Raw genomic sequence first — 24,903 nt, 5'->3', positions numbered from 1 at the left:
AATGAATCCATGGCCGGTGAGGATGGGCTATGAGAAATTCGCGGTTTTCAGCTCAGGATGGGACCGATCTATTGCTTGAGAATTGCCAGAACCTCATCGCTTTTTAATACCTTGCCGCTGCTTTTAAGCTGTCCGTCAACCACCAGAGCCGGAGTGGAGGTAATTCCGTATTTAATAATAGAATCGTATTCGGTATCCTTTACCACTTCGGCTTCGATCTGATTGGACTCCACCGCCTTCACAGTGCTGGCGTACAGTTGATCACAACGGGTGCATCCGCCTCCGAGAATTTCAATTTTCATAGCAAACTCCTTGTTATTGGTTCCAGAGCTTTCTGCTCCGGATATCTTCACATAAATATATTGAACAGCCATCCGGCTAGGGTGAAAAATGTGAGTAACATCAAAAAGAATATGAGCAATAAGCGGGGTTTCATGACTTGCCGCAGCATGGTGAACTCGGGGATACTGGCGGCGACAACGCTCATCATGAATGCCAGGGTTGTACCCATTGGTAAGCCCTTGGCAAGAAGGGTCTGAGCCACGGGAATAATTCCGCTGGCATTAGAATACAGGGGAATTCCCACCACCACCGCAGCGGGAACCGTCCACCATTCTTTCCCTGACAGCATATTCTCTATATAGCCTTCGGGAATAAATCCATGGAGAAACGAGCCGATACCGACTCCAAGGATCACCCAAAGCCACACCCGCAAAAATATGGTCTTGAACTCATGTATGGCGAAACGGTGACGTTCGCCCATCGTGAGCCGCCGGTGTTCTATACTCTCTGTAGGAATTTCACGCCCCGTTTCCCCCATGGAAACAGCCTTGTGTCCTATGGGCATGAGGTATTTCTCAGCACCGATGAGATCGATAAATATTCCTCCGAGGATACCTGCGCTCAGACCGGTGATAACATAAATCAGAAGGAACTTGATGCCGAACAGCGACCCCAGAAGGAGAATAGCCACTTCATTGATCATCGGCGATGTGATCAGGAAGGCCATGGTTATTCCCAGCGGGATACGGGCGGATGTAAAGCCGAGGAACAGCGGTATACTGGAGCAGGAGCAGAATGGAGTAATTGCACCGAATCCGGATGCAAGAGCGTATCCCGCCAGACGATGCTTCCCGGAAAGAAATTTACGGATTCGGTCGGTATCAAGTCCTGCTCTCAAAAAGGAGATGATGTAAATCATGATGGTCAGTAAAACATATATTTTTGTTACATCTTCAATAAAGAAATGCACAGCTTCTCCCAGCCGGGTTTCGCTCTGGAGCCCCAGCAGGCGGTAGCTGATCAGGTCTGCAATGGTGGTGAATATCTGCATGCACCTCTCCTGGAAAATCAGTATCCCGCAGCGACAAGCAAATACACACGGAATACGTTTCGATAATTAGCAAAATGTAAAGTAATAAAATTGTTTTATCAAGTGTCTTATGCCAGGTTTGGGGATGATCGAAAAAAAGACCAGTTGAAGGCTCTTGGGGAATAGAACCGGTTCAGAATAATGCTGTTGCTCCAAGCACGCCCACTCTGCGTGTGCGTGCTGTTGGGTGTGCTGGATGTGTTGCAGCTCAATATTTGGCAGTGATGGACCCAGGGCAGTGTTATCCTTACTCTGGGTTATTATCAGTATGATGTTGATATTTAACTCGTCGGAAAGACTGGAAAAAAGGAGCCTGTGGCCGTGTATAAGAAGCCACAGGAACTAGGTTTAGAGAATGCTCTGTATCATTTCTAGACTGTCAGAAGATGCCTCATTCATTACCTCGGCAATTACGCCACCGAAGAGGCCCCCCATGAGTCCTGTGTTCATCCAGGATACATATACTTTTCCGTCAGACTTTTTATAAATAGATACGCGACAGGGCATCATTGAGGACACAATTCGCTCATCGTCCAGTGCAAGGATTTTTGAAGCGTGATCAGGATGGCAAAGCTCGTATACCTTTACAGCATCCACATCATAATTGTATTTCTCCATAGTCCCCTGGAGGTCATGGATTGTTGGCAGCTTCCATCCCTGCTCCGATACTGCAGCTTCAAAAGCGGTGGTGGCTTCTTCGAAAGAATTGAAACGGGATTGGGCTTCTTTCAACATAACCGAAGGGGTTGCAAGTGCTACAATAAGTACGGTGAGAAGGACTCCTGCGCTTATTCCCGCAAGGCCCCAAAGGATTGGCTTTTTCATATTAGCTCCTAAATATAATATATTTTATATATATAGTTATCAATATACTATTATAATTTAATTGTCAATAAAAATATCCTCGTTTTTTCTGGGGACCGCAACAATGGGATGTAAATTGATACCAATCAATACAGTACTGAGCTTCCGTGAGCAGGAGTCTGCGTTTTTGAAGTACACGACCAGGGTGATGACGGGGCTCTGTGGGAAAGAAGTTTTTCCATTATGCTATTGTGCTGAAAAATCCCGAATTGCGTCGACCAAAGAGCTAAACCCCGGCTCTTCAATGGGAAAATGCCCGCATCCCGGCAGATCCACCCAATGCCTGGGGCCACCATAGCGTTCGAAAAACGGCCGGGAGAGCTCGGGGCCGGTCCAGGGGTCAAGTCCGGGATGAGCCACTAACAGGGGGATCTCTGCATTCTCCGGCTCCACTGCAATGTCATAACTAATCAGACTAAGCAGGAAACACAACTGAGTCCGGGTATCCCCCGAGATCGGGTCCGAGGCAATGAGTCCGCTGAGCAGGGGATCATTGGTTATTTTTTCCATGGGAGCAATAAGTCGCATGGGCAGGCGTAGCCGGCCTGCAAGAAGTCCCAGCAGCCCACGCATGGCATAGCTAATATATCCCAGTGCAGGAAGCCTGGCTGCTCTGGCAAATAAATCCGGTCGGCGGGTATCTAACAAGGTTGTGGCAATGATTCCCCCGGCGATTTCCGAACCGCAGCGCATTGCAGCGCCATAAGCCAGCAGACCGCCAAGGCTTAGACCCATAAATTGCAGCCTGCCTGATCCGTTCCGGAATTCCTCCCGGGCAATGTCTGCAATAATGTCCGCCCAGAGATTATAGCTGATCTTTTTTCTGCGCTGCCGAACGGTTAGGCCGTAGCCGGGGAGATCGGGACAGATGACCCGGTATCCCACATCCAGCATTGCGGGGGCGAGAAAGCTCACCAGGCGACCGTTTCCCCCGCCGCCATGACACAGGATCAGCGTCTTTTCTGAGGATAAATTTTCCCAGATATCCAGGTGTACCTCCCAACCCCGATACTTCTTGAAGCACTCTTGTGGTTCGCTGTTGCCGCTGAAGCGAAATGGTTCGGGCAGCCGGCGTTCGAGATTACGCCATTCTATCCGGTCCCGATAATAACTTTTCTCACCAATTGCAGGTACGCCCTGCCAGCTTTTGAGCTTCATAAGCCCTCCTTTACACGGATATGTAAAAATATAGTTAACTTTTCAATAATTTTTGCGTACAGCTGTAGTCTAGATGTATACTGACCGTATGGATCCCCGATCAAAACGCATTCGCCGTGATATTCTTCAGGCGGTGAAAAACATGTTTAGTGCCAGGGGCTTCGACGGACTTTCTGTGGCTGAAATATGTCAAAAGGCTGATGTGAGCCGAAGCGCATTTTATGCCCATTTCCGGTCACCCGGCGAATGTATTGGGGAAGTACTTAAGGAAGCTTTCGCACCTATGGAGAGCTCTCTATTGGAGTGCGGTCTCGATCCAGACAGCCTTCTCCTGAATAAGCGTCCCCTCAGCTATTACTTCTTCGCTCACATCGAAGATAATCTTTCATTATACCGACCACTATTTACCGATCCCCGGGGTGCTTCGGTTCTAGAAACAGTACGGATCGCCACTGAAGCTATGTCATATCAGCTTCACCGGCCCTTGAGAAAAAACGCCGGAGTAGAATGGGATGAGGAGAGAGCTGGACTGACTGCCGCCTATCTCTCAGGGGCTCTGCTGGCATCTGCACGAAATTGGGTGCTCAGGGGCTGCCCGGAGGACAGCCGGGTTTTGGCGTACTGGTTTTCTGCCATGGCTGCTCCGGGGCTGCTCGAGCTTATGGGGATTTCTCTGTAGCGGCCGATCTGCAGGAAAATAACCACATTCGTCAGCGTTGGATGCTTTCCAGTAACAAAATGCACTATGCTGATTGTTTACGTATATAGAAGGAAATACTCGTTGTATCGGGAGAAAGCTGATGATAACCCTTATCTGCAATAATCCGGAGAATAATCCGAGAATCTGCGAAGCAAAGGAACAGCTGCGTGCAAATGATCAGGGGGATTCAGATTATACTGTTTTCGATCTTGAAAAACTCGATTTGAAATACTGCACTGGATGCTGGAATTGCTGGTGGGCTACCCCCGGGATGTGCAGCATCGATGATGGGATCGATGAGCTCTATCGGTCAATCCTGCATAGTGAGAGGGTTGTTTTTATCGCTGCACTGACAATGGGCGGAATTTCATCGGGGCTTAAACGCTTCATCGAGCGAATGATTCCCCTCATTCATCCGTATTTTTCCCTCATAGGGGGAGAAGTACACCATCGAAAACGCTATGATTGCTACCCCGCCCTGGCGGCTATTTTACTTGAGGAGTCGGACACCGATGCGGAGGACCGGGAAATTGCCCGATCATATTTTGACCGGCTTGTGAAAAACTTCTACTCGAGAGTGGATTTTGTCGAATTTTTGCCAGCGGAACAGACCGGGGGTGTGGAATGAAGCATGTACTGATAAACGCCAGTCCCCGGGGAACGTCGAGTAACTCCCGGGTGCTTCTGGAACAGCTTGCCATAGGAATTGCAAACGAAAGTTCCCTCAGCGGTGAAGCACCGGAGCTGGAAATCCGCGATTTGCGGAAAGAGCGAAGGTTCGAAGGACTTTCCTCTGCGTTAATAGAGAGCGACATCCTTTGTATCGCGTTTCCCCTCTATGCCGATTTCGTTCCAGGCATTCTCAAGGAGTGGCTGGAAGATTTGGGCAGGGATGCTTTGAAGGGGAAGAAGCTTTTATGGATTATTCACTGTGGTTTTCCCGATTCCATCCATCTGGAGCTTTGCGAACGCTACCTGATAAAAGTAACTGGCCGTCTCGGGGCTCAACAGCTGGGGATAGTGAAAAAGGCCGGCAGCGAGGGGATCAGACTGATGCCAGCGAAAATGAATGCCAAACTTTTTTCTTCTCTTCATGAAATCGGGAAGAGTATTGCAACAGGCGGGAAGCCGGACCCGAATACAATCAAGCGTCTGGCAAGGCCCCGCAAATTAGGGCGGCTCACCATATTGATCATGCGGATGGTTCTTCCCCTTGGAATTCTAAATATCTACTGGATCGGCAGGCTCAGGGCCCACGGCGCATTCTCCCGTCGTTTTGACCGGCCGTATGCGGACTGAGACTTCCGGGGATAGCACAAAATCCTCATCGGAAAAGACGTGTTCATTCGCCATTGACCATTTTTCCACGAGTTACCCAACTATTGTATTTCAGGTTTCTCAGTTATCAGAGAGTGTTACCCCTGGATAGGGGGAATCTCGTGGTTATGGTTGGCTTGCAGCTGTGATCAGTGTATTAAAGACGATTGTGAATGTAGTTCCGCGGTTCTTCTTGATACTGAGTTTACCGGAAAGTTGTTCAGCGAGCAATTTAACTATAGTCAGGCCGAAACCGGAAGAGTCTTTTGAAGGCGATTCCTCGGAAAAGCCGATACCGTCATCTTGTATGATCAGGACGGTATGATCAGATCCGGTAGTAAAATCGATTCGTATATGTTTGCCCGTTTCACCGTGGAATGCATGTTTGAGGATATTTGTGACCAGTTCATTGATGATGATTCCGATCAGTACCGCTTTATTTGAATTTAGACTTACCTCTGCAATATTTTTTTCAATGGATAAGGAGCTATGCTCGGGATACACGGAAAGGAGGGAGTTGAGCAATTCATTAATGTAGCTCCTGATCGAAACAACTTCATATTGCTGATCCACAAGTAATTTTTCATAGAGGACGCGGACTCCTTGAACTCGTGAAATGGCGAGCTTCAGCGAATTTATCGCTTCAGGGTTTGTAATCTCATCCGCTTGCATCAACAGCAATGCTTCAATCGAAGCTATATTATTCTTGATTCGGTGATGAACTTCTTTGAGAAGGGTCTCTTTTTCTGATAACTGCCGTTTGATTTCCTCTTCAACCGATTTTCGATATGTAATATCCTGAAAGAAACCGAAAACCCTGCGTTTTTCCAGATCAGGTTTTCCTATGGCATGAACGTGGCGTCGATTGTTTTTTGCGGTGATTAATTCCAGCTCCACATCGAATGGTTTTTCTAATTCAATTGCACCCCGAATTGCATTTTCAATTGAAGGCTTGGATTCCTCTGTATAGAAGCTCATTGATTTTTCCAAGGAGAGATCAAAATCGAGATCGACTTCATGAATTCGATACGTCTCCTCGGTCCAGTTCTGTTCTCCGGTATCTATATTCAGTTCCCAGCCGCCTACTTGGCCGACTTGCTCAGATTCAGAAAGTAAGCGCTTTGTCCGTATGAGGGTTTCTTCTACTTCTTTCCGCTCGGTGATGTCCTGTATTGCGCCGTGCATCCGAATCGGGGTTCCACTTTCATCGAATTCAAGTTTGCCGGTGCCGTGTACCCAGCGTTCCGCACCGTCGTTGATACGGATAATCTTGTACTCAAGGTCGAAAGTTGATCTTTCTCGCACCACCTGCTCATGATACGCATATGTGGATTCACGAAAATCCGGGTGCAGGAACGCTGACCACCCGGCAATCGTGTGCGGATATGATTCATCTATTCCAAACACATTGTAAAAGTTCGGCGAACAAACCCATGCGCTTTTATCGATATCAGTCTCAATTAGATCAGTTGAATATGAACAAATATGAGCCAAAGATTCAGAGTTACGCATCATTTCTTCATTTTTTCGTAGAGCAGCTTCCTTCTCCTGCTCCTTCATAGATGCATTAAATAACTTAAAGGCCATCTTAATTGAAGCATCCAGTACCGTTATGGAAGAGTTCTTCACCACATAACCATAGGAGGTAATCCGTTCCGTTTTCTCAACGATTTCACGTTCACTATGACTTGATAAGAAAACGATCGGGATTTGATGGCGTTTGAGGATACTGGCGGCCGACTCGGTACCGTCAATGCCTGCTCCCAGATCGATATCCATCAGAATCAAGGATATTTCCGGATTTGAATCTACCAGCTTGACTGCTTTCTCCCCGGTACCCGCTGTGATGATATGGTATCCATATTTACTCAGGGATTTTTTTTCTGAGATTGCGACGATTGGGTCATCTTCAACGAGCAGCAATGTCTTTTTGTACTCATTTGACATAATATCGCCACCCCTTACTCAAGTATAATTCATTTTTTACAAGGTTGAATTTTCTCTGATGGATATTTCTGCGCGGCATTTATCAGGTGATACCATAGCTCGCCAGCATTTATGATGGCTGTCCGGTTTCTTTAATTTACAAGGAAGTTTGTGCCTGCCCATACTCGGCTACTCCGGATGCATAGGCGGGCAGATTGCTACGTGACCGACCAGCTTATTAGGTATCAGATTTATGCTACCAATTGTGCTTTTAGGGAGGGGACGAGAGGGAGATTATTGTTGGGAATGCTGCTGTTCAGTCTTATGAATGTTTCATTACAGTGTGCTTTTCGTTTTCGTCGATTTTGATAAATCCAAGTCGCTCGTATAATTTTATTGCCGCGGTATTTGTATGGAACACTTCGAGACGAATAGATTTGTTGTATACCTCTGCTTTTCGAATAAGGCGTTTTACTATTTCGGTTCCTATGCCTTGTGATTGATACTCGGGTAGCAATTGGATTTCGTTGATAAAATATTGGTGTGTCGATTCCTGAATTGATAGACATCCAACTTCTTTACTGTCCAATAAAATAATTTCGTATGGGTAATTTGTAATAGACTCTTCCAGGTAAGTCAATTCAATACCATCATCCCATTCGCCATAATTTTCGATAATTTGTTCTGCCATACTGAGTTTCAGCAAATTGAAGAGGAACTCATTATCTCGTTGGTGATATGACCGGAAGCTGACGTTGTGTTTCATAGGCTATATTTACTCATGAATGATGGCTTGTAAAGATTTAATCAATAAAATTTTCTGAGCTCCGGGAGGTAGATCCTGAATTGCACTATGACGCGCATATCCATGACGTAGGTAAAATTCTGGTGCTTGGAAATCATGAGTATAGACATGTGAATATAATGCACTTTTTCGAATAGCCTCCTTCTCGGCCTGATTCAGCAGTAGTGACCCGATTCCTTTCTGCCTGTAAGAATCATCAACCCAAATTGACCAAACTTCCCTGGCTGCGTGCCCGATCAGGCTGATTTTTTTCGTTGATATCTTCAACGCGTCATAATTTTACAGGATGTATGTGCGACCAATACAAATGCAGATCCTATAAGCTGTACCGGAACCTCGTGATTTGAATTTGATAATCGTTGATGAGGGCGACTTTGACTCGCTCAATGGACGTGATTAGCAATCCGTGAACTTAGCGCTAGCTCACTGAAAAGGAAAATCTCCTGAATGAGGAGTCTGAGCCATTGAATGCGGTTAAATATAAACAAGTTGTTAATGCCGGTGTTATTCCTCCGTTATTCGTAACACCCGGAGCCGACGGTATATTACGGGCGTTACCAGGAGGAATGCATGAGATGGAAGATCGTTTCGTTGCTGATATTCGCCCTGATGCCCCTCAGCGGCGTCAGCGGGCAGGAAATGCGACTGACCCTCGAAGAAGTAATTGGACGGGGTCTTGAAGAGAACTTAAGCATACAGATTGCGGAACTGGACGTGCAGACGAAAAAGTCCGCGCTGGACAGCGCGTTTAATGTGTTTTACCCCGATATCCGCCTCGATGCAACGCTGATTCGCAATAATCGCACTGAGGAAGGAACGCTGTTGTTCCCCGATCCCACATCTGAGCTTGCACCGGGTGCGGGGGTGTACGATCGGGTGATTAGTCAGGAATATTCTGTCGATCCGAATATACTGAATCTCAGCCTTTCGGGATCACTTCCGATTTCATTAGCCATGTTCGACGGAATCGAAGCTTTGAGGGCTGATTATGCCGCCAGCCTGATTTCCTATGAAGAGGCTGCCAAACGCCTGGAACGGGATTTGAAAAAAAATTTCTACGCCCTGATCCTCCAGGAAGCGCAGATCCAGATCCTCAGCGAATCCCGGGACACCATGGAGGCCAGGTATCTTCAGACCCTGGCTGACTTTGAGAACGGCTTCGTACCGGAGATCGCTGTGCTCAATGCACAGGTAGCCTATGAGAACATGGGCCCCAATATCAGTGAAGCCCAACGGGCCTACGATTATGCATTATCCCTATTTAAACAGAGTCTCGGCATCGATCAGTCGATAGATTTGGAGCTTCTTGGCGACATTACCGTCCCGGAAATGGGCGTGAATGAAGAAATGATCTTCGTGGATGAACGCTTCGATGTCCGATTGCAGCGAAGCGCCATCGAACTTGCTCGAATTCAGAAGGATGCTGCACGCCATGGCGATTTCCTGCCCAGCCTGGTGCTGTCCGGCTCGTTATCCCCTTCTTTGGTGGATCCCTACAACGGCGACAACTGGTCGAATCTGTTCAGCGAGGAATGGGCCGACCGATGGGTTGATGGCGGCAGCCTTTCGCTGACCATCAGCGTTCCCCTGGGTAATTATCTGCCCGGATCTGCCGCCAGGGTAAATCAGGCGGCGCAAGAAAACGCTATCCGCTCTCTCCAGCTCCAGGAGGATGCGATCCGGGATACAGGCGAAGTTGAAATAGCTAATCTGCTTGAATCCTTATCCGCTTCACTTCGAAGCATTGGCACTCTGGAGCTGACCCTGCGAACCAATGAACGAAACCGGTCCCTGGTTGAAGATGCGTACAACGCCGGCTCACGGAGCCAGCTGGACGTCGATGTGGCCGAGGACGAGTTGCGCCAGGCCCAGCTCAATCTTCTGAACGAGAAGTACCGGTATCTCAGTTACTTGTTTGATCTCGAATACTTACTGAATCGCGACTTCGACGTCGCAGAATAGAGGTGGATTATGAAGCATTCAAAGGCCATTGTAACGGTTATCATTATCGCCGGCCTCGGCGCGGCGTTTTTCTTCCTGGCTCCCCGCTTCGGTGCGAATGACGCTGGCCCGGCGGATTCTCCCGGTATTGATCAAGCTGCCAATCCGGTGGAAGTGGTCAGCGCGACAGTAGGGAATCTGCAGGAGTACCTGCGATTGAACGGCGATGTTCGGGCCTCGTCAACAGTAGATGTTCTACCGGATACCGCCGGCGAACTGGTTTCCCTTGATGTCCGGGTGGGTCAGTTCGTTCGGAGGGATCAGATCCTGGGCAGCGTTGACTCATCCCGGCCCGGATCGACCTTCGTTGCAAGCCCGATCCGTGCACCGATATCCGGAACGGTAACCCGCATCGTCAGCGAGATCGGGTCTATGGTAACCCAGTCGGTGCCGGTGTTCCAAATATCTCAGCTCAGCAGCCTGGAAATCGTGGCCCAGGTTGCCGAGCGGGATGTGTGGAAGGTGGCAGCCGGCCAGCGGGTCTACGTTGAAGTCGCATCTGCCCCGGACCGGGTAGTCACCGGCCGGGTAGCCGAGCTCTCCCCGGTAATCGACGTTCGATCCCGGACCATGGAAATCACCATCACCTTGAATGAAAGCGCCGGGGTATTAAAATCCGGTATGCTGACCAATCTCACCATTGTCACCGATACCCTTGAAAATGCAATCCGGATTCCCTCTCAAGCCCTTCTTCAGCGAGGAGGCGGATATGCCGTGTACTTGATAGAGGGTGAGATTACGAAACTGGTACCCGTGGAGCCGGGGTTGCAGGTTGACGGCCTGGTTGAAATCATCAGCGGGTTGGAGGCCGGAGATCTGGTGGTTAGCGCAGGCCAGACTTTGCTCAGCGATGGCAGCAGGGCACGCATCGTCTCCCGGGAACAAGGACCTGCTGTTGCCGGCAACCTTGCCGATCTCATCGAAAGGGGAGATTCATGATCAAGACTATTCTCTCCCGTCCGATGACCGTTGTGACAGTGTTCGTCCTGCTGGTGCTGGTGGGGCTTTTCACCATTGGGGACATCCCCATCGACCTGCTGCCGGACCTTTCGCCACCGTTTGTGGCGGTGACCACCGTCTATCCTGCGGCGGGTCCCGAGGAGGTTGAGTCGGCGGTGACCAATGTACTGGAGGACTCCCTGCTGAATATTTCCGGACTGAAGCTGCTGACCTCCACATCCTCGGAGGGATTCAGTCAGATTGTCATGGAGTTCAGCTGGGGAACGGATGCCGATGCCCATGCCGACGAAGTGCGCCGGAAGCTCGATGAGATCGCCAACGCACTGCCGGGGGATGCACGAAAGCCCGTGGTCCAGCAGTTTGACCCGAATTCGAGCCCGGTAATGCAGGTGGTGATTCAGGGCGAGCGGAATCTGGATGAGCTAACCGACCTTGCGGAGGACCTGCTAAAGCCCAGGCTCGAGCAGGTCCCCTCGGTTGCCCAGGTTGACATCACCGGCAACCGGGCGACCATCATCGAAGTTGCTTTATATCAGGAGCGGCTATCGGCTTACGGCCTCAGCGCCGGGGTCGTCGCTTCGGTGCTGGGATCCCAAAATCGAAGTCTCGGGGCCGGCTCCTTCACCTCAGGTGAACGGGACCTGCTGATTACCACTAGCGGTTCTTATGACAGCCTCGATGATATCCGGAACACCCAGATTACCGTGATCCCGGTGGGTCAGGAAACCCGATCGGTATTCCTGCGGGATATCGCCGATGTGCGATATGCCCTGGAGGATGAAACCTCCCGGGTGCTGGTGAACGGCGAAACGGGAATCAACCTGCTGGCCTACAAGCAAAGCGGTTCCAATACCGTGGAAGTCGCCCGGAATCTCACCCAGGCCGTTGAAGAGCTTCGACTCCAGCTGCCCGAGGGAATTGAAATATCCATCCTCTCGGATTCCTCAGGGATTATCGTGCAGTCCCTCAGCCAGGTGTTAAACGCCGCGGTGATCGGGGTGCTGTGCAGCGTACTTATTCTGCTAATCTTCCTTCGACAGATAAAAAGCACGCTTATCGTAGCTGTCTCCATTCCAGTCTCAATCATCATCACCATCCTGGGAATGAGTCTGGCGGGTAAAACCTTCAATATTATTGCGCTCACCGGCTTGACCCTTGGGGTCGGCATGATTGTCGATGCGTCCATCGTTATCCTGGAAAATATCTTCCGCCATCGGCAGAATGGTGCGCCTCTTGAGGCTGCAGCCCGTTTCGGGACCCAGGAGATGGTTGCGCCCATCACCGCTTCGATTCTCACCACCATCGCCGTATTCCTTCCCATCCTGATTTTCGGAGACGAGATCGGCAGCTTCGGCGCCATCCTCAACGATCTGGCGTTTACGGTAATCCTGTCGCTGATATCCTCACTGCTTGTGGCAATTTTCCTGGTGCCGGTACTTTCGGGGCATTATCTGCACGTGGAAGTGCATCGCAACGAGGATATCAGGAATCCGTTGTTTCGATGGATAGACCGCAGCATAGAGAACGGCCTGGAGGCCATTGCCCGGGGATACCATGGGGTACTGAAAGCCGCCCTGAAATACCGCTGGCTGACCATAGGTATTTCCCTGCTTCTCCTGGTTTTCAGCTTCGCCCAGGTGTCCAAGCTGGGAATCAATCTGCTGCCGAGCCAGGCAAGCGAAAGCATCCAGGTGGATATTGAGTTGCCAGTTGGCACCACCCTGGCAAAAACCAAAGAATCCCTTGAGCAAATTGAGTACTTCGTTGAACAGGAAATGGATGGCTATGAGAATATCATCCAGACCGCTGGTTCCCCCAGTGCGCGAGATGGCTTGATGGTTCTCAGTCTGCCGGATCTCGCTGATCGCACCGTCGATGCCGGGGTAATGCTGAGGCAGCTTGAAGAAATCGCCAGCCGGATTCCCGGTATCGAGTTTTCGGTTCAGGAGACCCAGGGTGTGGGAGGCGCCGCCGCCATGGCCGGAGGGAGCGACCTGACAATCATCTTATCCAGCGACGGAGATCTGGAAGAACTTTTCGAATCGGCTCTGGAAGTCCAGGCCCTGCTTGAGGAAGAGACCTCTGAATTGCGGGATATCGGTATTGATTTGGTTCGAGGCCTTCCTCAGCTTGAGATTGCCATCGATCGCCAGAAAGCCTTTGATCTCGGTCTGAACAGCAGCAGTATTGCCAACGAGTTGCGGGCCCAACTTTCTGGTGTCACCGCCACGACGTATAATGAGGAAGGAGATGACTACGATGTCCTGGTGCGTCTCCGGCCGGAAGACACCCTGACCCTGGAAGACTTTGAGAAAATCATTGTTCCCAACGCCCAGGGCCAGCGAATTCCTATCTCCAGTTTCGCAACCCTGATCGAGAACGACAGCCCTGTTGCAATCAACCACCGTGATACCCGGCGCAGTGTGACTATCGGCGGGAGTTTTACCGAAGGGGCCAGTGCGAATTTCGTCGACCGGGAAGTGCGTGAGCTGATTGCCGCTGAAGCGGTGCTATCCCCGGACATAAGGATCGAGATCGGTGGCGCTATTGATGAAATCGCTGAGACCGGAGCCGGCCTTCTGATGATACTCGGCCTGGCGGCCCTCTTGGTTTTCGGTGTCATGGTGGCTCAGTTCGAGTCCCTGCGAGCGCCGTTCATTGTTATCCTTGCCATGCCCATGCTGTCTCTGGGAGTCATCGGCATATACTTGTATATGGGCATCGAGTTCAGCATGATCTCCCTCATCGGGGTAATCATGTTGGTGGGCATCGTCGTCAACAACGGCATCGTCCTGGTGGATTACATCAACTTGATGCGGAAGCGGGGGAGCGCTCTCACCGAAGCCTGCCTCGAGGGCGGTACCTCCCGTTTGAGACCAATCCTTATGACCACCCTGACTACGGTCCTGGCCATGGTTCCACTGGCCTTTTTCACCGGTGACGGAGCGGCCTTGATGCAGCCCCTGGGAGTTACGGTGGTCGGCGGCCTGACGGTTAATACGGTCACCACCCTGATCATGGTACCGGTTTTGTACCATCTGATTTTCTCCCGGGAAGAGAAAGCCACAGCGATCCGCGATGTTGTCGTGAAGTCAGCTACGATACCGGCAGGAAATGAACCCGGATTGGAAGATGAGCACCCCGGTGCAGGGCAAATCGTTGAACAAGAGGAGACTGGTGATGAACCGAATTGAGATTATTTGCGACGCTACCATAGAGGCTGAACTGAGAAAGCGGCTGCACGAGGCAGGCGATACGGTGTATTATACTTCTACGTCGCCGGTTCAGGGACGGGGAATCAAGGGCCAGCGGCAGGGGGATGCCGTCTGGCCTGAGGAAAATGCCCTCTTTGTGATTTATACTGACCAGGACGGTGCTGTCGAAGTGCGGAAAGCTCTTAATGAAATTCGTCGGCGCTTCCCCCGCAGCGGCGTGGCGGCATTTTCCCTGGAATCCGCCATCGCCTGGTAGGTGAATCTAATGCCGGCCATGATTCGGTCGGCAGAAAGGCGAGGGGGGCGGATTGACTCCGGAGGAAGGCAATGCAGGCGAAAGTGCTGATCATCGAAGATGATGTGGAAATCGCGGAACTGATTCAGCTGTATTTAAAGCGGGAAGGCATCGATATTCACCACGTCTCCAGCGCAGAGGAAGCTTCCGTTCTTCTGGATTCACATGAGGATTTCCAGCTGCTTCTGCTGGACCTGAATTTGCCCGGAATGGACGGTTATGAATTCCTGCAGGCGTTCCGGAGAAAATGGGATATTCCGGTGATCATCGTATCAGCCCGGATCGATGATGCCGATATGATCCTCGGCTTCGGGTACGGCGCCGATGATTTCGTTGAGAAGCCTTTTTCGCCTAAGGTACTCGCTGCCCGTGTGAGGGCGCATCTACGGCGGGAGCGGCGGCAGAATGAGAGTGGAGGCAGGATTATCGAATTCGGACCGTACCGCTTCGCTCCGGATGACCAAATTCTCAAGAAAGATGGGGAGAGGGTCGGCCTCAGTCCCAAGGAAGTGAGCATCCTTGCCGTACTGTGTGAGAGCGAGGGAAAACCCATCAGTCAGAATGAGCTCTACGAAGCGGTGTGGGGCAATAAATACGGCGACTTGACCACCGTCAGCGTCCATATTCAGCGGCTCCGTCAGAAAGTTGAGGAGGATCCTGCCAATCCCATATATTTGACCACCGTCTATGGGTTCGGGTACATGTTCACCCGCGGGGGGCTGGCGTGAATCTGTATAACCGTCTTCTGGCCATACAAATAATCACCATACTTTTTCCCTTCGCCTTCATCCTCAGCGCGTACCTGTTTATCCTCCCACTGCGTTTCGGAGAGCTTGATAACCTCGAACCGCTGCCCCATCTGGTTCGCCTGGAACTTGAGAGTATTCTTGCCGAGGAGACCGATCCGTCGCCGAATGGGCGGATCTATACGGTGATCCTCGACGACGGAAGGCAGGTCTACCAGCGGGATGAGTTGTACGAGGGAACGATTGCTCTGGATGATGCCGATTCTGAGGATGGATTGGTCACTTCCCCGGATGGAGGGAATATCAATATCGTCCGGTTTCGCTTCCAGGGCAGCGAGGGCGTCGCCTATTACACCATTATCCCTTCCCGTATATTTGGATTTCAGACTGGAACGGGTATCCGACTTTTGTTCGTATCGCTCTTATTTTTCCTCCTGATCCCCGCGGTGGGCAGCTGGATATTTCTGAGGGGGCTCAAGCGCCAGTTGAGTGGACTGGAAGTGGCGGCCAGCGCCATCGCCGGGGGCAGCCTCGATCTGATACTCGAGGTGCCCCGGGATCCGGCAATCGCTCCGGTTTTCGAAGCCTATGAGCGCATGCGAAGCATGCTCAATGATTCCGAAGAGTACCGCCACCGCTTCCTCCTTGCGATTTCCCATGATCTGAAAAGTCCTCTGACTTCAATTCTCGGTTATGTCGAGGTGATCAGGGACCAGGTCTACGATTCTGTGGAAGAACAGCAACGATACCTGGATGTCATCAGGGATAAATCGTTTCTTCTGGAGCAGCGCATTCAGGAGCTGATCGACTTTGCCAAAATAGAGACCTTGGACTGGCAAAGGAATTTTGAGCGTATCGATGCAGAGGATTTTCTGCGGGCCGTGGCGGAAACCTTCGCCGAGGAGAGCCCGGTTCGGGGGGTGGAGTTTGATTTCCAGGTTGAAATTCCGGCGAATACACATATTCATGGCGACCGCAGAATGCTCCATCGGGCATTTGAGAACCTGTTTGAGAACTCAATTCGCTATTGCCCCCGGGGCAGCCGGGTCAGCGTATCCGCCCGGGAGGAAGCCGGTTATGTTATTATCGACTTTGATGATTCGGGGCCCGGAATCCCCGATGCCGAAAAGGAACGGGTGTTCGAACATTTTTACCGGGGCGAAAGTTCCCGCAGTGCTCCAGGCACCGGACTGGGCTTAAACTCCGCCCAGTCCATTATCCATTCCCATCGGGGGAAACTCAGTCTCCAGGACTCACCCCTTGGTGGTGTACGTTTTACTATTCAAATACCCACAGCATCCGATCAGGAACCATTTCCTGCTACGGTGCTCAATATATAAACAACACATCCCGGAAATCCGCTGAAAACAGGCCCGGCGCCGGGACTGTGCGGATGATTATCGAATCTATCTGATTGTCAGCATAGTTCACCTGGATACGGGGAAGATCATTGCCGTCGAAGCTCAGGCTGCTTTCAATGAGCTCGCCGCTACGCCGACCATACCAGATCTCCCCCCGAACCTGACGCTGGCCATCAGCAAACATTTCTATGCCGACGGCACCGGATCTCCCGGGCTGTTCGATTGAACGGCTTTTCGTGTAGTCCCAGGGAATAGTAAAATACATACCCGGAAGGGTTTCTATGCTCATCTCTTCGGAGAGAGAACTTCCTGCACCCGCAAAGTTACGTGATGCCATCTTCGGTGATACCCTGCGTTTGCGGATCTCCTGCAGATTCTCGTCGTAATCGGTAACCAGTACTTCCCTCAATTCCAGTGTTTCGGTGCTGGCAAGAATTTCGGCCTTCCACTGGCTCCAGCCCTCCGGTGCCTGCTGAGCATTTATTGGAAGGGAGCAGATTAAAGCAAACAAAGCTAAGGGTCCTGCATATTTCATACATGTTCTCCTTATGGTTGTAGGTATGCAAGGAGAATAGGGTATATATTTCCATAATCCCATTACAGGGACATAACGGGAGATAATCTTTTTGTTTATCTCCTGGTGAAGAGCACATCCTAAAACCGAAATATTTACGTCAGTTGGAAAGCCCTCAATACCTGCTCCCTTAATTATGCTTTTCGGGAGCTGGGAAAGCGGAAATGTTCCATATTCCGGGAAGAGCCAGGTTGGGGGGGTGGGGAACATCGTTGTGAATTTGCTCTGCAGAAAAAAGGACTCGGAAGAATCGGGATTCCATATATTCACAGCCTATGATTCAATTTAGCTAGATGCTGGAACAGTATTTATGAACTGGCTTCAAGAGAACTACAGTTTTTCTGAAACTCTTGCTTTCAGCCCTCCTCGTCCTTCACCAGGGCTATGAGCCAGCGCTCGGCTTCGGCCTCATCGGAGAATATCTGCTTTCTCTGCACACTGGTGGCTGGTTGCATGAAATAGCTCACATTTAGGATTGCCTGACTATTTGAAACGATTGCTTTGCCGACAAATCCATTTATACAGTTCAGCCAATCATTGAATTCGTCTGAGAGATGGGCAGCATCCGGCGAAAGTCCGGTGTAATGATTGCTGTTTACCAGGATACCGAAGGGTTTTTCTGCGCGCCTTTGCACATGCTCCCGATATTGGGTAAGATAACGCCGGGCACCTTCGAGATTAAAAGATCCATTCAATTCAATTCTGATGTAATATTCCCGATCCTCAATGATAGCCTCACCATGTTCGACCACTTTTCATCCATCCTCTACTTGAACATAGGTATTTCATGAAGGGTCTTAACCTATGGTCATGTATAAATTGTAATGTATGGGGTTAGATATATCCATGCACTAAGATAACTGGAAATATGCTTCTGCATCGACCAGCCGGGGTGGGTCCAATTGCTCGTCATGATCTGCTTGCCATTCCTTGAGTATGAATTCATCGAGGTACTGGGCGATCTCAGTTTGCCGGAGGATGTGATATGTCACACCATCGAGCTGTTTGTATTTCCAGTTATAACTTCCCATTAGTTTTTATTATTTCCATCAAGCCTTCTGGAACCAGTCGGATCTTCCCTTCAATAATATTTTGAATTGGCTCCCAGCTTGCTTCAAATATTTGTCCATCTGATTCTGTGATGGAGAAGGTCTTGTTCTCATAATCGAGATCATCCACGAATTCAGCCCGATATATGAACATGATTTCATGCCCGTCTATTCCATCGCATCGGAAAATATTCTCAACAACCGTATACAGATTGAGGTTCCTTATCTGTGTATTGAGCTCTTCGGAGATTTCACGATGGATTGTTTCTTCGGTTCGTTCTCCGAACTCCACTGTTCCGCCTATGGGCCTGTAATAATAGTTTTCTTTGACATGGTCCCATGCTCTTGAGAGAAACAGTTTGTTTTCATGCTCAAAGATGCAAATGGTTTTTACTCTGATATTATCTTTTCCCTTAAACATTGATACATCCCAGTTTTATGGAATTGATGACCCGTTCCATGCGGTCTTCAATAGTGGTGTCTCCATCGATTCTCAGAATGGGGCAAGTAATGAGCTCAAGCCACTTCTCGTGTTTAGCCGGTAGAACTTGTGCCAGGGCATTACCGAGGGTAGTTGTTCCTGACCCTGATGCGCCGGTTATGTGGATGTGGCGTGGTCTTTGGTTCATTCGACCATCCCGGCAATAAAATATTTTTGAAGCCATTCTGCGCGATCCCGGTACATTGCGGCATGCCCGTGAAGTTCCGTTTTGCCGGATTCTTCCGCAAAGCTGTCAGTCCATGTGGCCAAAGATGACAGCCGTTCAACGGTCTTTTTAACAATGGCTTTCAGCGGATAACACAATTCTGTCTTCATGCCAGCATAGGCTTTGATAAAAATGGACAAGCGGCAGATCATCTCCTCCAGTGTAAAAGGAGATGCAGGATTGTTGTGAACAATCTCTGTTGGATAAAGAGGAATAAAGCGATATGCAGTATACGCCAAATCCCAGATCCGTGAGCCGGGGGAACAGACATCGAAATCGATCAACCCAATAAACTGCTGGTCCTTGAATATACAGTTGTATGGGGCAAAGTCGTTATGGCAGATTACCTCATGAGGCTCCTGTAATACCTGAAAGAAGATGTCTTTAGGCACAATTTTAAAATCAACCGTTGCGTCGTGATACTCCCGCATCCGCTGAGCTATTTCACGAAGCAGCTCCTCGTTCCACAACCACTGCTCCTCATCTGCAGTTGTTCCTTCTATATATGAGAGAATATGACTGCCGTCTTCAATACCATATGATTGGGGTACCCATGTTATTCCCTTCCGTTCCAGATGCCGTAGTAAGCGATGGATTGTAGAAGAAGATTCTGTGGCTGATTTGTAGATTCTGTTTTGTTTCAGCATTGGTGAATTCATGTTGCCGCCGGAAAGGAGCGTTCCGCGTTTTTGTACCCATTCTTCCCGTAGAAGAGAAAAGATCAGCTGATCATACCGTTGATCGTCTATCCAGTAATGTTCCCGGTTTCTTCCATCCATGTGAAAATTACAGTGCTCCAGTACCGCAATGGAAGGTTTGTTGAACTCACCGGTTGTTGCATAGATTTTATTGATGTCATGATTGGTGAAAAGGTTATTGCATAATTGAGCAAGAGCGGCTCTTCCATAACCTTTTCTTCGTGACTGCTCCGGAAAATAGTAGCCAATTTCGATGCTCTTGTTTCTGGGGTTAATATCGAATCCGAAGATATGCCCTAACAGCTCCATGGAATCGCCATCAATCACAGCCATATCAACGGTATCGGCTGAGGAAATCCTGGCTAAGATTTTTTCGCTATATTCTTCAAAGGAGGGGATGATGTTCTGTACCGGTCTGCATGTGTAATATTCAGGTGTCTTTTCTGAGCACTTCCATTTATAAAGAATTGGAAGGTGAGATTCATGGAGCTGAACGAGCTGGATGTTCGAAGGCATTGTGTATGGTATCAGGATGCAGGAACCTAAGCAATTTTATTTCCTGGGAATAAACCGGGTCCGGTCTGATTTCTACTGAAAATGATTCCTCATGATATTCCGATAGATCATATTGCCCGGATTACTGAGTCAGATAAAAAACAAGAAGTGGATTCCTGTAAAAGGCAAAGGAAACGGGGTACAACACAGGAGTGTTTAGCCTGCGGCTTTTGCTGAAAAGTAGTATTAATGCTCCTGATACTATATATTCCGCGTATGAAACCATTTTCGGCAATAAGCCTTTCTTCTGAGATGATCGCCAACCTTGATAAACTCAAATATTCAACAATGACGCCAATCCAGGAAACGTGTATTCCGCTTGTGTTGAAAAAGCACGATATTCTCGCCCAGGCGAAGACGGGCAGCGGTAAGACGGCTGCTTTTGGCATTGGATTATTGGAAAACCTCAAGTCTGAAAATTTTATTGTCCAATCTCTCATTCTCTGTCCCACACGGGAATTATCTGATCAGGTTGCTGATGAGCTGCGGCGGCTGGCAAAGTTCAAACATAATATAAAAGTACTGAGCATTACAGGCGGGCTGCCCATGTCCAAACAGGAGCTGTCCTTGAAACACCGGGCACATATTATTGTGGGAACGCCTGGACGGGTTTTGAAACATCTGGAAAAGGGAAGCCTCAAGCTGGACAGCGTTACTACATTTGTTCTGGACGAGGCGGACCGAATGCTTGATATGGGATTCATCGATCAAATCGAGGGCATTATGCGGGATCTGCCGGCGATACATCAGAGCCTCTGTTTTTCTGCGACTTTTTCCGATGAAATCCGTGAACTCTGTAGTGATATGCTTGTCAGCCCAAAGGAAATTAAGATAGATACCCATCACGATGAGGGTGTTATCGCACAGTATTTCTACCCCGTACAGCCGACAGACAAAGCAATGGTCATCGCCGGTATTCTCGGGGAGCACAGTCCCGAGTCCACCGTTATTTTCTGCAACATGAAAGACGGTGTGCGCCGGCTCAGTACGGAATTAGGACGTCTTGGTGTGCAATGTCTTGCCCTCCATGGCGATCTGGAGCAGAAGGATCGAACCGAAGTACTTATCCGCTTCTCCAACCGCAGCTGCAGGGTGCTAATTGCAACCGACGTCGCAGCCCGGGGCTTGGATATCAGCGATCTTGAAACCGTAATCAATTACGACATGCCCTTGGATGTAGAAACCTACGTCCACCGGGCAGGGCGGACCGGTCGTGCGGGAAAAGAAGGCTCTGTATATACCCTGGGCAAGCCGGGCCAGCGGCACAGAATTGACGGTTTAAATGAATACTTCGGCAGCAGTTTTACGTTTGAAGAAGCCCGGGAATGGGACAGTTCTAATTGCGCTGCTGCAACAATGCCCGAAATGGTAACCCTTTCAATTAACGGTGGTCGTAAAAACAAAATTTCAGCCGGTGACCTCCTAGGCGCACTCACTGCGGGGGGCAAAATTCCCGGCAATGCAATCGGTAAAATTGACCGCCTGGATTACATTACCTTTGTTGCGGTTAAGCGCGCATACAGCGGGGCAGGAATAGAGTTGCTGGAACAGCACAGGATTAAGGGTCGGCGCTTTAAAGCAATGTTGCACAAGAATTAAATGGGCCGGTCCTCCAGTAGAAAATCAGCCGGCTTTTTGTTTCTCAACGAGCAACCCGGTGGTATATTTATGAATCAGACTGGCTATCAGTGTTTGATAGGGTAGTCCCTCCTGAATAGCCTTTCTCTGGATAGCAATCAGATCATGCTCAGAAAGACGGATGTTTACGCGCTTGTTTTTCTTGAGTGTTGTTCCGGCAATTTCAGCATATTTCTGTAGTGTATCTGGAGAAGGGGCGAGCGACTCCAGTTTTCCGGATTCGTACTGTTCGAGAATATCAATTTCATAATCATCAAGACTCATCTTTACCCCCTGAATATTGTTTTTTCGCTTTTCGACTGGGGATGATAGTTTTCAGAAAGATTTCATCCTCAGACTCCACAAATGGTACAAGATAAACATAGTCGTTCAGTGTTATGACGAATATCTGCTGATTAGGATATTTTTCATTATTGGGGTGCTTCACTATATCGATTACCCCGCCATTCATTATGGAAAATACTGCTTCCTCGAATGATATGCCCCTATCAGCTATGAGCTTTTGATTCTTATTATCATTCCACTGAAATGATTTATCCATATGCAAAATATATCACCATGTGTGCCTTTTGGAAACAACAGGAGATTTAGTATTTCAAATTTTAATCTGATATAGTCTCCTTTCCATCCCTGGCCGCAATCCTCTGGATTGCTGCTCGGGTATGTAGCCATTGATGTAAGAATATTACCAATGAACTGAAGAAGATTAATGTCGAGATTCATCACACAACAGTGAATTAAAGTATCAGCGCATTCCGGAAGCAAGGAATGATTCAGTCCTAGCGGTTCCTGGAAAAAGTTTCTAAAGATGCATTGGGATTCATTATTAGCGATGGATTTCATGACTATCGATACTATGTTTGGCAGGAGGTTTTACCTGCTGATCATTCTCAAGCTGAAATCCCGGAAAATAGTTAAATGGGGGATAACAGAAAATCCGAGTCGGGAGTATGTGAGGCAGCAGATCAAAAAAATCATTTCTGATTTTATTGATTACTACAACTTCCAAAGAATGCACCAGGGAATACATCAAATCCCGGGTGCTGAAATTGAAGACAATTCAGGTGTAATACGGAAAATGAAAATTCTGTCCGGATTGCACCATCATTATTTTAGATCAAGTATGTAGAGATGTAAAAAACTAACGCACGGGTTCGAGTAGCAATATGTGGAGATAAAAAATTTCTTAGAAGATGAATACCTAAAAGAACTTTCCGAAATAGATTAAGGAGTTTTTATGTCAAACAAAGAAATTACTTTGTGTGTTTTTTTGATGAAGATGGTAACAAATTTTATGTAATATCGATGACAGCTGGATCAGATGAAAGAGATGTTGCTTTCAACGACAAGTATCAAATAACATATGATTCTCAATGTCGCCCTTACGAAGGTAGTCCCGGTTCTGGTTCTGGCAACATCAAGGCTTTAAAAGATGACGTGTTGAAAGCTAAATTATTATTGATAATTGAAAGGGCACCTCTCAAAACCCTCGTATTTTCGTTAAATGAGGAGTCTGTAAATAAAACTGTGTAACTGCCTAATTCTTAATAGCCCAATGAGGGCATAGGAGTTAGGATGAACAGTATCATGATTGATGAAGATCGTTTAGAAGAATTAGCTGCCGAACTGGCAAAAGGGATGAAATCCGAGGCTGACTTGGCTGATCCCCTTGGCCGGTTAATGAAGCTCACAATTGAAAAGGCCCTGAACGCCGAGATGGATGACCATCTTGGGTATGAAAAGCATTCACGTAAAGGGCATAACAAGAAAAATAGCCGGAATGGCTACAATTCAAAAACTGTTAAAACAGATTCCGGAGAACTGGAAATTGAAACACCACGAGACCGGGATTCAGAATTTGAACCCTCCATCGTTAAGAAAGGGCAGCGCAGACTCCTGGGCTTTGATCAGAAGATTCTGACGCTGTACGCCAAAGGCCAAACCACCAGAGATATTGCTGATACGCTCAAAGAAATGTACGGAGTTGATGTTTCTCATTCACTCATTTCCCAGGTAACAGATTCTGTTATCGAGGAAGTTGAGCAGTGGCAGAACCGCCCGTTAGAAAGCCTGTATCCCATTATTTACCTGGATTGTATTGTCGTTAAAGTTCATCAGGATAAGCGAGTAGTCAAAAAAGCAATCTATTTGGCCTTAGGAATCACCTCAGAGGGCAATAAAGAGCTTTTGGGGCTGTGGATCTCTGAAAATGAAGGTGCGAAGTTCTGGCTATCGGTGCTGACAGAACTTCAGAATCGTGGAGTTCAGGACATTTTCATCGCCTGTGTTGATGGTCTGACCGGGTTCCCGGATGCAATAAATACCGTATATCCCAGAACAAAAGTTCAGCTCTGTATCGTCCACATGGTTCGAAACTCACTCAAATATGTGTCCTACAAGCACCGCAAAGAAGCTGCAGCAGATTTGAAAGCCATCTACTCTTCAATCAATCTGGAAGAGGCAGAGCGGGAACTGGCTAACTTTGCTGAAAAATGGGATGGAAACTATGGCTCGATTAGTAAAATGTGGCACCGTCATTGGGAGCATCTCATAACCATATTTGACTACCCGGATGAGATACGAAAAATAATTTACACTACCAATGCCATTGAATCTCTCAACAGTGTAATCCGCAAGGCAATCAAGAATAGGAGGATATTTCCGAATGACAAGTCTGCTTTTAAGATCGTATATTTAGCAATACAGCAGGCTTCAAAAAAGTGGACTATGCCATTACGTGCTTGGAAACCGGCAATGAATAGGTTTCAGCTTGAATATGGAGACCGCTTTTCAGATGAATAGATTAGGCATTTACACGGGAAAAATTACAGACTCTAAATGAGGCAAAAACTCGGTATTCGGAAGTGACTTTCCTTGTTTTCCAGGTTGAGTGATAAAGCACAAACCTGAATTACTCCACCATTCCGGTCATCTCTGACCGAAACCACAATTTCTACGGCTG

26 protein-coding genes are annotated in these 24,903 nt (G+C 48.6%); 12 read left to right on the top strand and 14 right to left on the bottom strand.

The genetic code is table 11. The features are described from left to right. Window positions 1–68: 68 nt before the first annotated feature. The 4 genes from AC52PS_RS08185 to AC52PS_RS08170 form a co-directional block, all read right to left on the bottom strand. Window positions 69–302, bottom strand: coding sequence for a thioredoxin family protein (locus AC52PS_RS08185; protein ID WP_495562564.1), 234 nt, complete (start codon window positions 300–302; stop codon window positions 69–71). Window positions 303–349: 47 nt separating this feature from the next. Beyond that, window positions 350–1,333 (bottom strand): permease, encoded by a 984-nt coding sequence (locus AC52PS_RS08180; RefSeq protein ID WP_495562563.1) that lies wholly within the window; start codon window positions 1,331–1,333, stop codon window positions 350–352. 387 nt (window positions 1,334–1,720) lie between these two features. After that, window positions 1,721–2,197: a DUF302 domain-containing protein gene (locus AC52PS_RS08175; RefSeq protein ID WP_495562562.1), complete on the bottom strand. Its 477-nt coding sequence runs from the start codon at window positions 2,195–2,197 to the stop codon at window positions 1,721–1,723. A gap of 225 nt (window positions 2,198–2,422) precedes the next feature. After that, window positions 2,423–3,394, bottom strand: coding sequence for an alpha/beta hydrolase (locus AC52PS_RS08170; RefSeq protein ID WP_495562561.1), 972 nt, complete (start codon window positions 3,392–3,394; stop codon window positions 2,423–2,425). A gap of 88 nt (window positions 3,395–3,482) precedes the next feature. Between AC52PS_RS08170 and AC52PS_RS08165 the strand changes: the two genes are divergently transcribed. The 3 genes from AC52PS_RS08165 (at window position 3,483) to AC52PS_RS08155 (ending at window position 5,393) form a co-directional block, all read left to right on the top strand. After that, the gene (locus AC52PS_RS08165; protein WP_495562560.1) at window positions 3,483–4,073 is read left to right on the top strand and encodes a TetR/AcrR family transcriptional regulator; all 591 of its coding nucleotides are present in this window, start codon (window positions 3,483–3,485) and stop codon (window positions 4,071–4,073) included. A gap of 121 nt (window positions 4,074–4,194) precedes the next feature. Continuing rightward, window positions 4,195–4,722: an NAD(P)H-dependent oxidoreductase gene (locus tag AC52PS_RS08160; RefSeq protein ID WP_495562559.1), complete on the top strand. Its 528-nt coding sequence runs from the start codon at window positions 4,195–4,197 to the stop codon at window positions 4,720–4,722. Then, complete coding sequence (locus AC52PS_RS08155; protein WP_495562558.1) at window positions 4,719–5,393, top strand: NAD(P)H-dependent oxidoreductase; 675 nt, start codon at window positions 4,719–4,721, stop codon at window positions 5,391–5,393. Before AC52PS_RS08160 ends, AC52PS_RS08155 begins: the two co-directional genes overlap by 4 nt. A gap of 144 nt (window positions 5,394–5,537) precedes the next feature. Here AC52PS_RS08155 and AC52PS_RS08150 read toward each other — a convergent pair whose 3' ends face one another. From AC52PS_RS08150 to AC52PS_RS08140, 3 genes are all read right to left on the bottom strand, one after another. Continuing rightward, window positions 5,538–7,358 (bottom strand): PAS domain-containing protein, encoded by a 1,821-nt coding sequence (locus AC52PS_RS08150; protein ID WP_495562557.1) that lies wholly within the window; start codon window positions 7,356–7,358, stop codon window positions 5,538–5,540. Between the two features lie 301 nt (window positions 7,359–7,659). Continuing rightward, window positions 7,660–8,028, bottom strand: a complete 369-nt coding sequence (locus AC52PS_RS08145; protein ID WP_495562556.1) for a GNAT family N-acetyltransferase — start codon at window positions 8,026–8,028, stop codon at window positions 7,660–7,662. Window positions 8,029–8,112: 84 nt separating this feature from the next. Then, entirely contained in the window at window positions 8,113–8,409 is a 297-nt protein-coding gene (locus AC52PS_RS08140; RefSeq protein ID WP_495562555.1) for a GNAT family N-acetyltransferase, read from the bottom strand. A 303-nt stretch (window positions 8,410–8,712) separates the two neighbouring features. Here AC52PS_RS08140 and AC52PS_RS08135 point away from each other — a divergent pair, with 303 nt between their 5' ends. The 6 genes from AC52PS_RS08135 to AC52PS_RS08110 all read left to right on the top strand — a co-directional run bounded on the left by AC52PS_RS08135 (window position 8,713) and on the right by AC52PS_RS08110 (window position 16,699). After that, window positions 8,713–10,104 carry a TolC family protein gene (locus tag AC52PS_RS08135; RefSeq protein ID WP_495562554.1) on the top strand — a complete coding sequence of 464 codons (1,392 nt, stop codon included), beginning with the start codon at window positions 8,713–8,715 and terminating at the stop codon, window positions 10,102–10,104. A 9-nt stretch (window positions 10,105–10,113) separates the two neighbouring features. Beyond that, window positions 10,114–11,082 (top strand): efflux RND transporter periplasmic adaptor subunit, encoded by a 969-nt coding sequence (locus AC52PS_RS08130; protein ID WP_495562553.1) that lies wholly within the window; start codon window positions 10,114–10,116, stop codon window positions 11,080–11,082. Then, window positions 11,079–14,297: an efflux RND transporter permease subunit gene (locus tag AC52PS_RS08125; protein WP_495562552.1), complete on the top strand. Its 3,219-nt coding sequence runs from the start codon at window positions 11,079–11,081 to the stop codon at window positions 14,295–14,297. Before AC52PS_RS08130 ends, AC52PS_RS08125 begins: the two co-directional genes overlap by 4 nt. Continuing rightward, complete coding sequence (locus tag AC52PS_RS08120) at window positions 14,284–14,574, top strand: PG0541 family transporter-associated protein (protein WP_495562551.1); 291 nt, start codon at window positions 14,284–14,286, stop codon at window positions 14,572–14,574. The genes AC52PS_RS08125 and AC52PS_RS08120 overlap by 14 nt, the downstream gene beginning before the upstream one ends. A gap of 71 nt (window positions 14,575–14,645) precedes the next feature. Beyond that, window positions 14,646–15,341 (top strand): response regulator transcription factor, encoded by a 696-nt coding sequence (locus AC52PS_RS08115; RefSeq protein WP_495562550.1) that lies wholly within the window; start codon window positions 14,646–14,648, stop codon window positions 15,339–15,341. Beyond that, window positions 15,338–16,699 (top strand): sensor histidine kinase, encoded by a 1,362-nt coding sequence (locus tag AC52PS_RS08110; RefSeq protein ID WP_495562549.1) that lies wholly within the window; start codon window positions 15,338–15,340, stop codon window positions 16,697–16,699. The genes AC52PS_RS08115 and AC52PS_RS08110 overlap by 4 nt, the downstream gene beginning before the upstream one ends. On the opposite strand, the gene AC52PS_RS08105 is transcribed toward AC52PS_RS08110, so the two are convergent. The 5 genes from AC52PS_RS08105 to AC52PS_RS08085 all read right to left on the bottom strand — a co-directional run bounded on the left by AC52PS_RS08105 (window position 16,689) and on the right by AC52PS_RS08085 (window position 20,264). Then, a complete protein-coding gene (locus tag AC52PS_RS08105) occupies window positions 16,689–17,255 on the bottom strand; it encodes a hypothetical protein (protein WP_495562548.1) in 567 nt (188 codons plus the stop codon). The genes AC52PS_RS08110 and AC52PS_RS08105 overlap by 11 nt on opposite strands. A 395-nt stretch (window positions 17,256–17,650) precedes the next feature. Continuing rightward, a complete protein-coding gene (locus AC52PS_RS08100; protein ID WP_495562547.1) occupies window positions 17,651–18,046 on the bottom strand; it encodes a SpoIIAA family protein in 396 nt (131 codons plus the stop codon). 265 nt (window positions 18,047–18,311) lie between these two features. After that, complete coding sequence (locus AC52PS_RS08095; protein WP_495562546.1) at window positions 18,312–18,764, bottom strand: NUDIX hydrolase; 453 nt, start codon at window positions 18,762–18,764, stop codon at window positions 18,312–18,314. After that, complete coding sequence (locus AC52PS_RS08090) at window positions 18,757–18,972, bottom strand: hypothetical protein (RefSeq protein ID WP_495562545.1); 216 nt, start codon at window positions 18,970–18,972, stop codon at window positions 18,757–18,759. Before AC52PS_RS08090 ends, AC52PS_RS08095 begins: the two co-directional genes overlap by 8 nt. Further along, on the bottom strand, window positions 18,969–20,264 hold the full coding sequence (locus AC52PS_RS08085) for a GNAT family N-acetyltransferase (protein WP_495562544.1): 1,296 nt from the start codon (window positions 20,262–20,264) through the stop codon (window positions 18,969–18,971). Before AC52PS_RS08085 ends, AC52PS_RS08090 begins: the two co-directional genes overlap by 4 nt. Before the next feature lie 255 nt (window positions 20,265–20,519). Between AC52PS_RS08085 and dbpA the strand changes: the two genes are divergently transcribed. Then, window positions 20,520–21,902 carry an ATP-dependent RNA helicase DbpA gene (dbpA, locus tag AC52PS_RS08080; RefSeq protein ID WP_495562543.1) on the top strand — a complete coding sequence of 461 codons (1,383 nt, stop codon included), beginning with the start codon at window positions 20,520–20,522 and terminating at the stop codon, window positions 21,900–21,902. A 24-nt stretch (window positions 21,903–21,926) separates the two neighbouring features. On the opposite strand, the gene AC52PS_RS08075 is transcribed toward dbpA, so the two are convergent. Both AC52PS_RS08075 and AC52PS_RS08070 read right to left on the bottom strand, forming a co-directional pair. Next, window positions 21,927–22,205, bottom strand: coding sequence for an antitoxin (locus tag AC52PS_RS08075; protein ID WP_495562542.1), 279 nt, complete (start codon window positions 22,203–22,205; stop codon window positions 21,927–21,929). Further along, window positions 22,195–22,482 carry a BrnT family toxin gene (locus tag AC52PS_RS08070; protein ID WP_495562541.1) on the bottom strand — a complete coding sequence of 96 codons (288 nt, stop codon included), beginning with the start codon at window positions 22,480–22,482 and terminating at the stop codon, window positions 22,195–22,197. Before AC52PS_RS08070 ends, AC52PS_RS08075 begins: the two co-directional genes overlap by 11 nt. A 764-nt stretch (window positions 22,483–23,246) precedes the next feature. Between AC52PS_RS08070 and AC52PS_RS08065 the strand changes: the two genes are divergently transcribed. Together AC52PS_RS08065 and AC52PS_RS08060 are read left to right on the top strand one after the other, a co-directional pair. Beyond that, the gene (locus tag AC52PS_RS08065; RefSeq protein ID WP_495562540.1) at window positions 23,247–23,474 is read left to right on the top strand and encodes a hypothetical protein; all 228 of its coding nucleotides are present in this window, start codon (window positions 23,247–23,249) and stop codon (window positions 23,472–23,474) included. A 57-nt stretch (window positions 23,475–23,531) separates the two neighbouring features. Then, entirely contained in the window at window positions 23,532–24,743 is a 1,212-nt protein-coding gene (locus AC52PS_RS08060; protein ID WP_495562579.1) for an IS256 family transposase, read from the top strand. Window positions 24,744–24,903 lie beyond the last annotated feature (160 nt).

Source organism: Salinispira sp. (assembly GCF_059431795.1).
This window is presented reverse-complemented; position numbering and strand designations above follow the sequence as displayed.

Excerpts from the sequence above, each read along its gene's own strand:
- AC52PS_RS08185 (WP_495562564.1), bottom strand. The coding sequence starts at position 302 with ATGAAAATTGAAATTCTCGGAGGCGGATGCACCCGTTGTGATCAACTG.
- AC52PS_RS08180 (WP_495562563.1), bottom strand. The coding sequence starts at position 1,333 with ATGCAGATATTCACCACCATTGCAGACCTGATCAGCTACCGCCTGCTG.
- AC52PS_RS08175 (WP_495562562.1), bottom strand. The coding sequence starts at position 2,197 with ATGAAAAAGCCAATCCTTTGGGGCCTTGCGGGAATAAGCGCAGGAGTC.
- AC52PS_RS08170 (WP_495562561.1), bottom strand. The coding sequence starts at position 3,394 with ATGAAGCTCAAAAGCTGGCAGGGCGTACCTGCAATTGGTGAGAAAAGT.
- AC52PS_RS08165 (WP_495562560.1), top strand. The coding sequence starts at position 3,483 with ATGGATCCCCGATCAAAACGCATTCGCCGTGATATTCTTCAGGCGGTG.
- AC52PS_RS08160 (WP_495562559.1), top strand. The coding sequence starts at position 4,195 with ATGATAACCCTTATCTGCAATAATCCGGAGAATAATCCGAGAATCTGC.
- AC52PS_RS08155 (WP_495562558.1), top strand. The coding sequence starts at position 4,719 with ATGAAGCATGTACTGATAAACGCCAGTCCCCGGGGAACGTCGAGTAAC.
- AC52PS_RS08150 (WP_495562557.1), bottom strand. The coding sequence starts at position 7,358 with ATGTCAAATGAGTACAAAAAGACATTGCTGCTCGTTGAAGATGACCCA.
- AC52PS_RS08145 (WP_495562556.1), bottom strand. The coding sequence starts at position 8,028 with ATGGCAGAACAAATTATCGAAAATTATGGCGAATGGGATGATGGTATT.
- AC52PS_RS08135 (WP_495562554.1), top strand. The coding sequence starts at position 8,713 with ATGAGATGGAAGATCGTTTCGTTGCTGATATTCGCCCTGATGCCCCTC.
- AC52PS_RS08130 (WP_495562553.1), top strand. The coding sequence starts at position 10,114 with ATGAAGCATTCAAAGGCCATTGTAACGGTTATCATTATCGCCGGCCTC.
- AC52PS_RS08125 (WP_495562552.1), top strand. The coding sequence starts at position 11,079 with ATGATCAAGACTATTCTCTCCCGTCCGATGACCGTTGTGACAGTGTTC.
- AC52PS_RS08120 (WP_495562551.1), top strand. The coding sequence starts at position 14,284 with ATGAACCGAATTGAGATTATTTGCGACGCTACCATAGAGGCTGAACTG.
- AC52PS_RS08115 (WP_495562550.1), top strand. The coding sequence starts at position 14,646 with ATGCAGGCGAAAGTGCTGATCATCGAAGATGATGTGGAAATCGCGGAA.
- AC52PS_RS08105 (WP_495562548.1), bottom strand. The coding sequence starts at position 17,255 with ATGAAATATGCAGGACCCTTAGCTTTGTTTGCTTTAATCTGCTCCCTT.
- AC52PS_RS08095 (WP_495562546.1), bottom strand. The coding sequence starts at position 18,764 with ATGTTTAAGGGAAAAGATAATATCAGAGTAAAAACCATTTGCATCTTT.
- AC52PS_RS08090 (WP_495562545.1), bottom strand. The coding sequence starts at position 18,972 with ATGAACCAAAGACCACGCCACATCCACATAACCGGCGCATCAGGGTCA.
- AC52PS_RS08085 (WP_495562544.1), bottom strand. The coding sequence starts at position 20,264 with ATGCCTTCGAACATCCAGCTCGTTCAGCTCCATGAATCTCACCTTCCA.
- dbpA (WP_495562543.1), top strand. The coding sequence starts at position 20,520 with ATGAAACCATTTTCGGCAATAAGCCTTTCTTCTGAGATGATCGCCAAC.
- AC52PS_RS08075 (WP_495562542.1), bottom strand. The coding sequence starts at position 22,205 with ATGAGTCTTGATGATTATGAAATTGATATTCTCGAACAGTACGAATCC.
- AC52PS_RS08070 (WP_495562541.1), bottom strand. The coding sequence starts at position 22,482 with ATGGATAAATCATTTCAGTGGAATGATAATAAGAATCAAAAGCTCATA.
- AC52PS_RS08065 (WP_495562540.1), top strand. The coding sequence starts at position 23,247 with ATGACAGCTGGATCAGATGAAAGAGATGTTGCTTTCAACGACAAGTAT.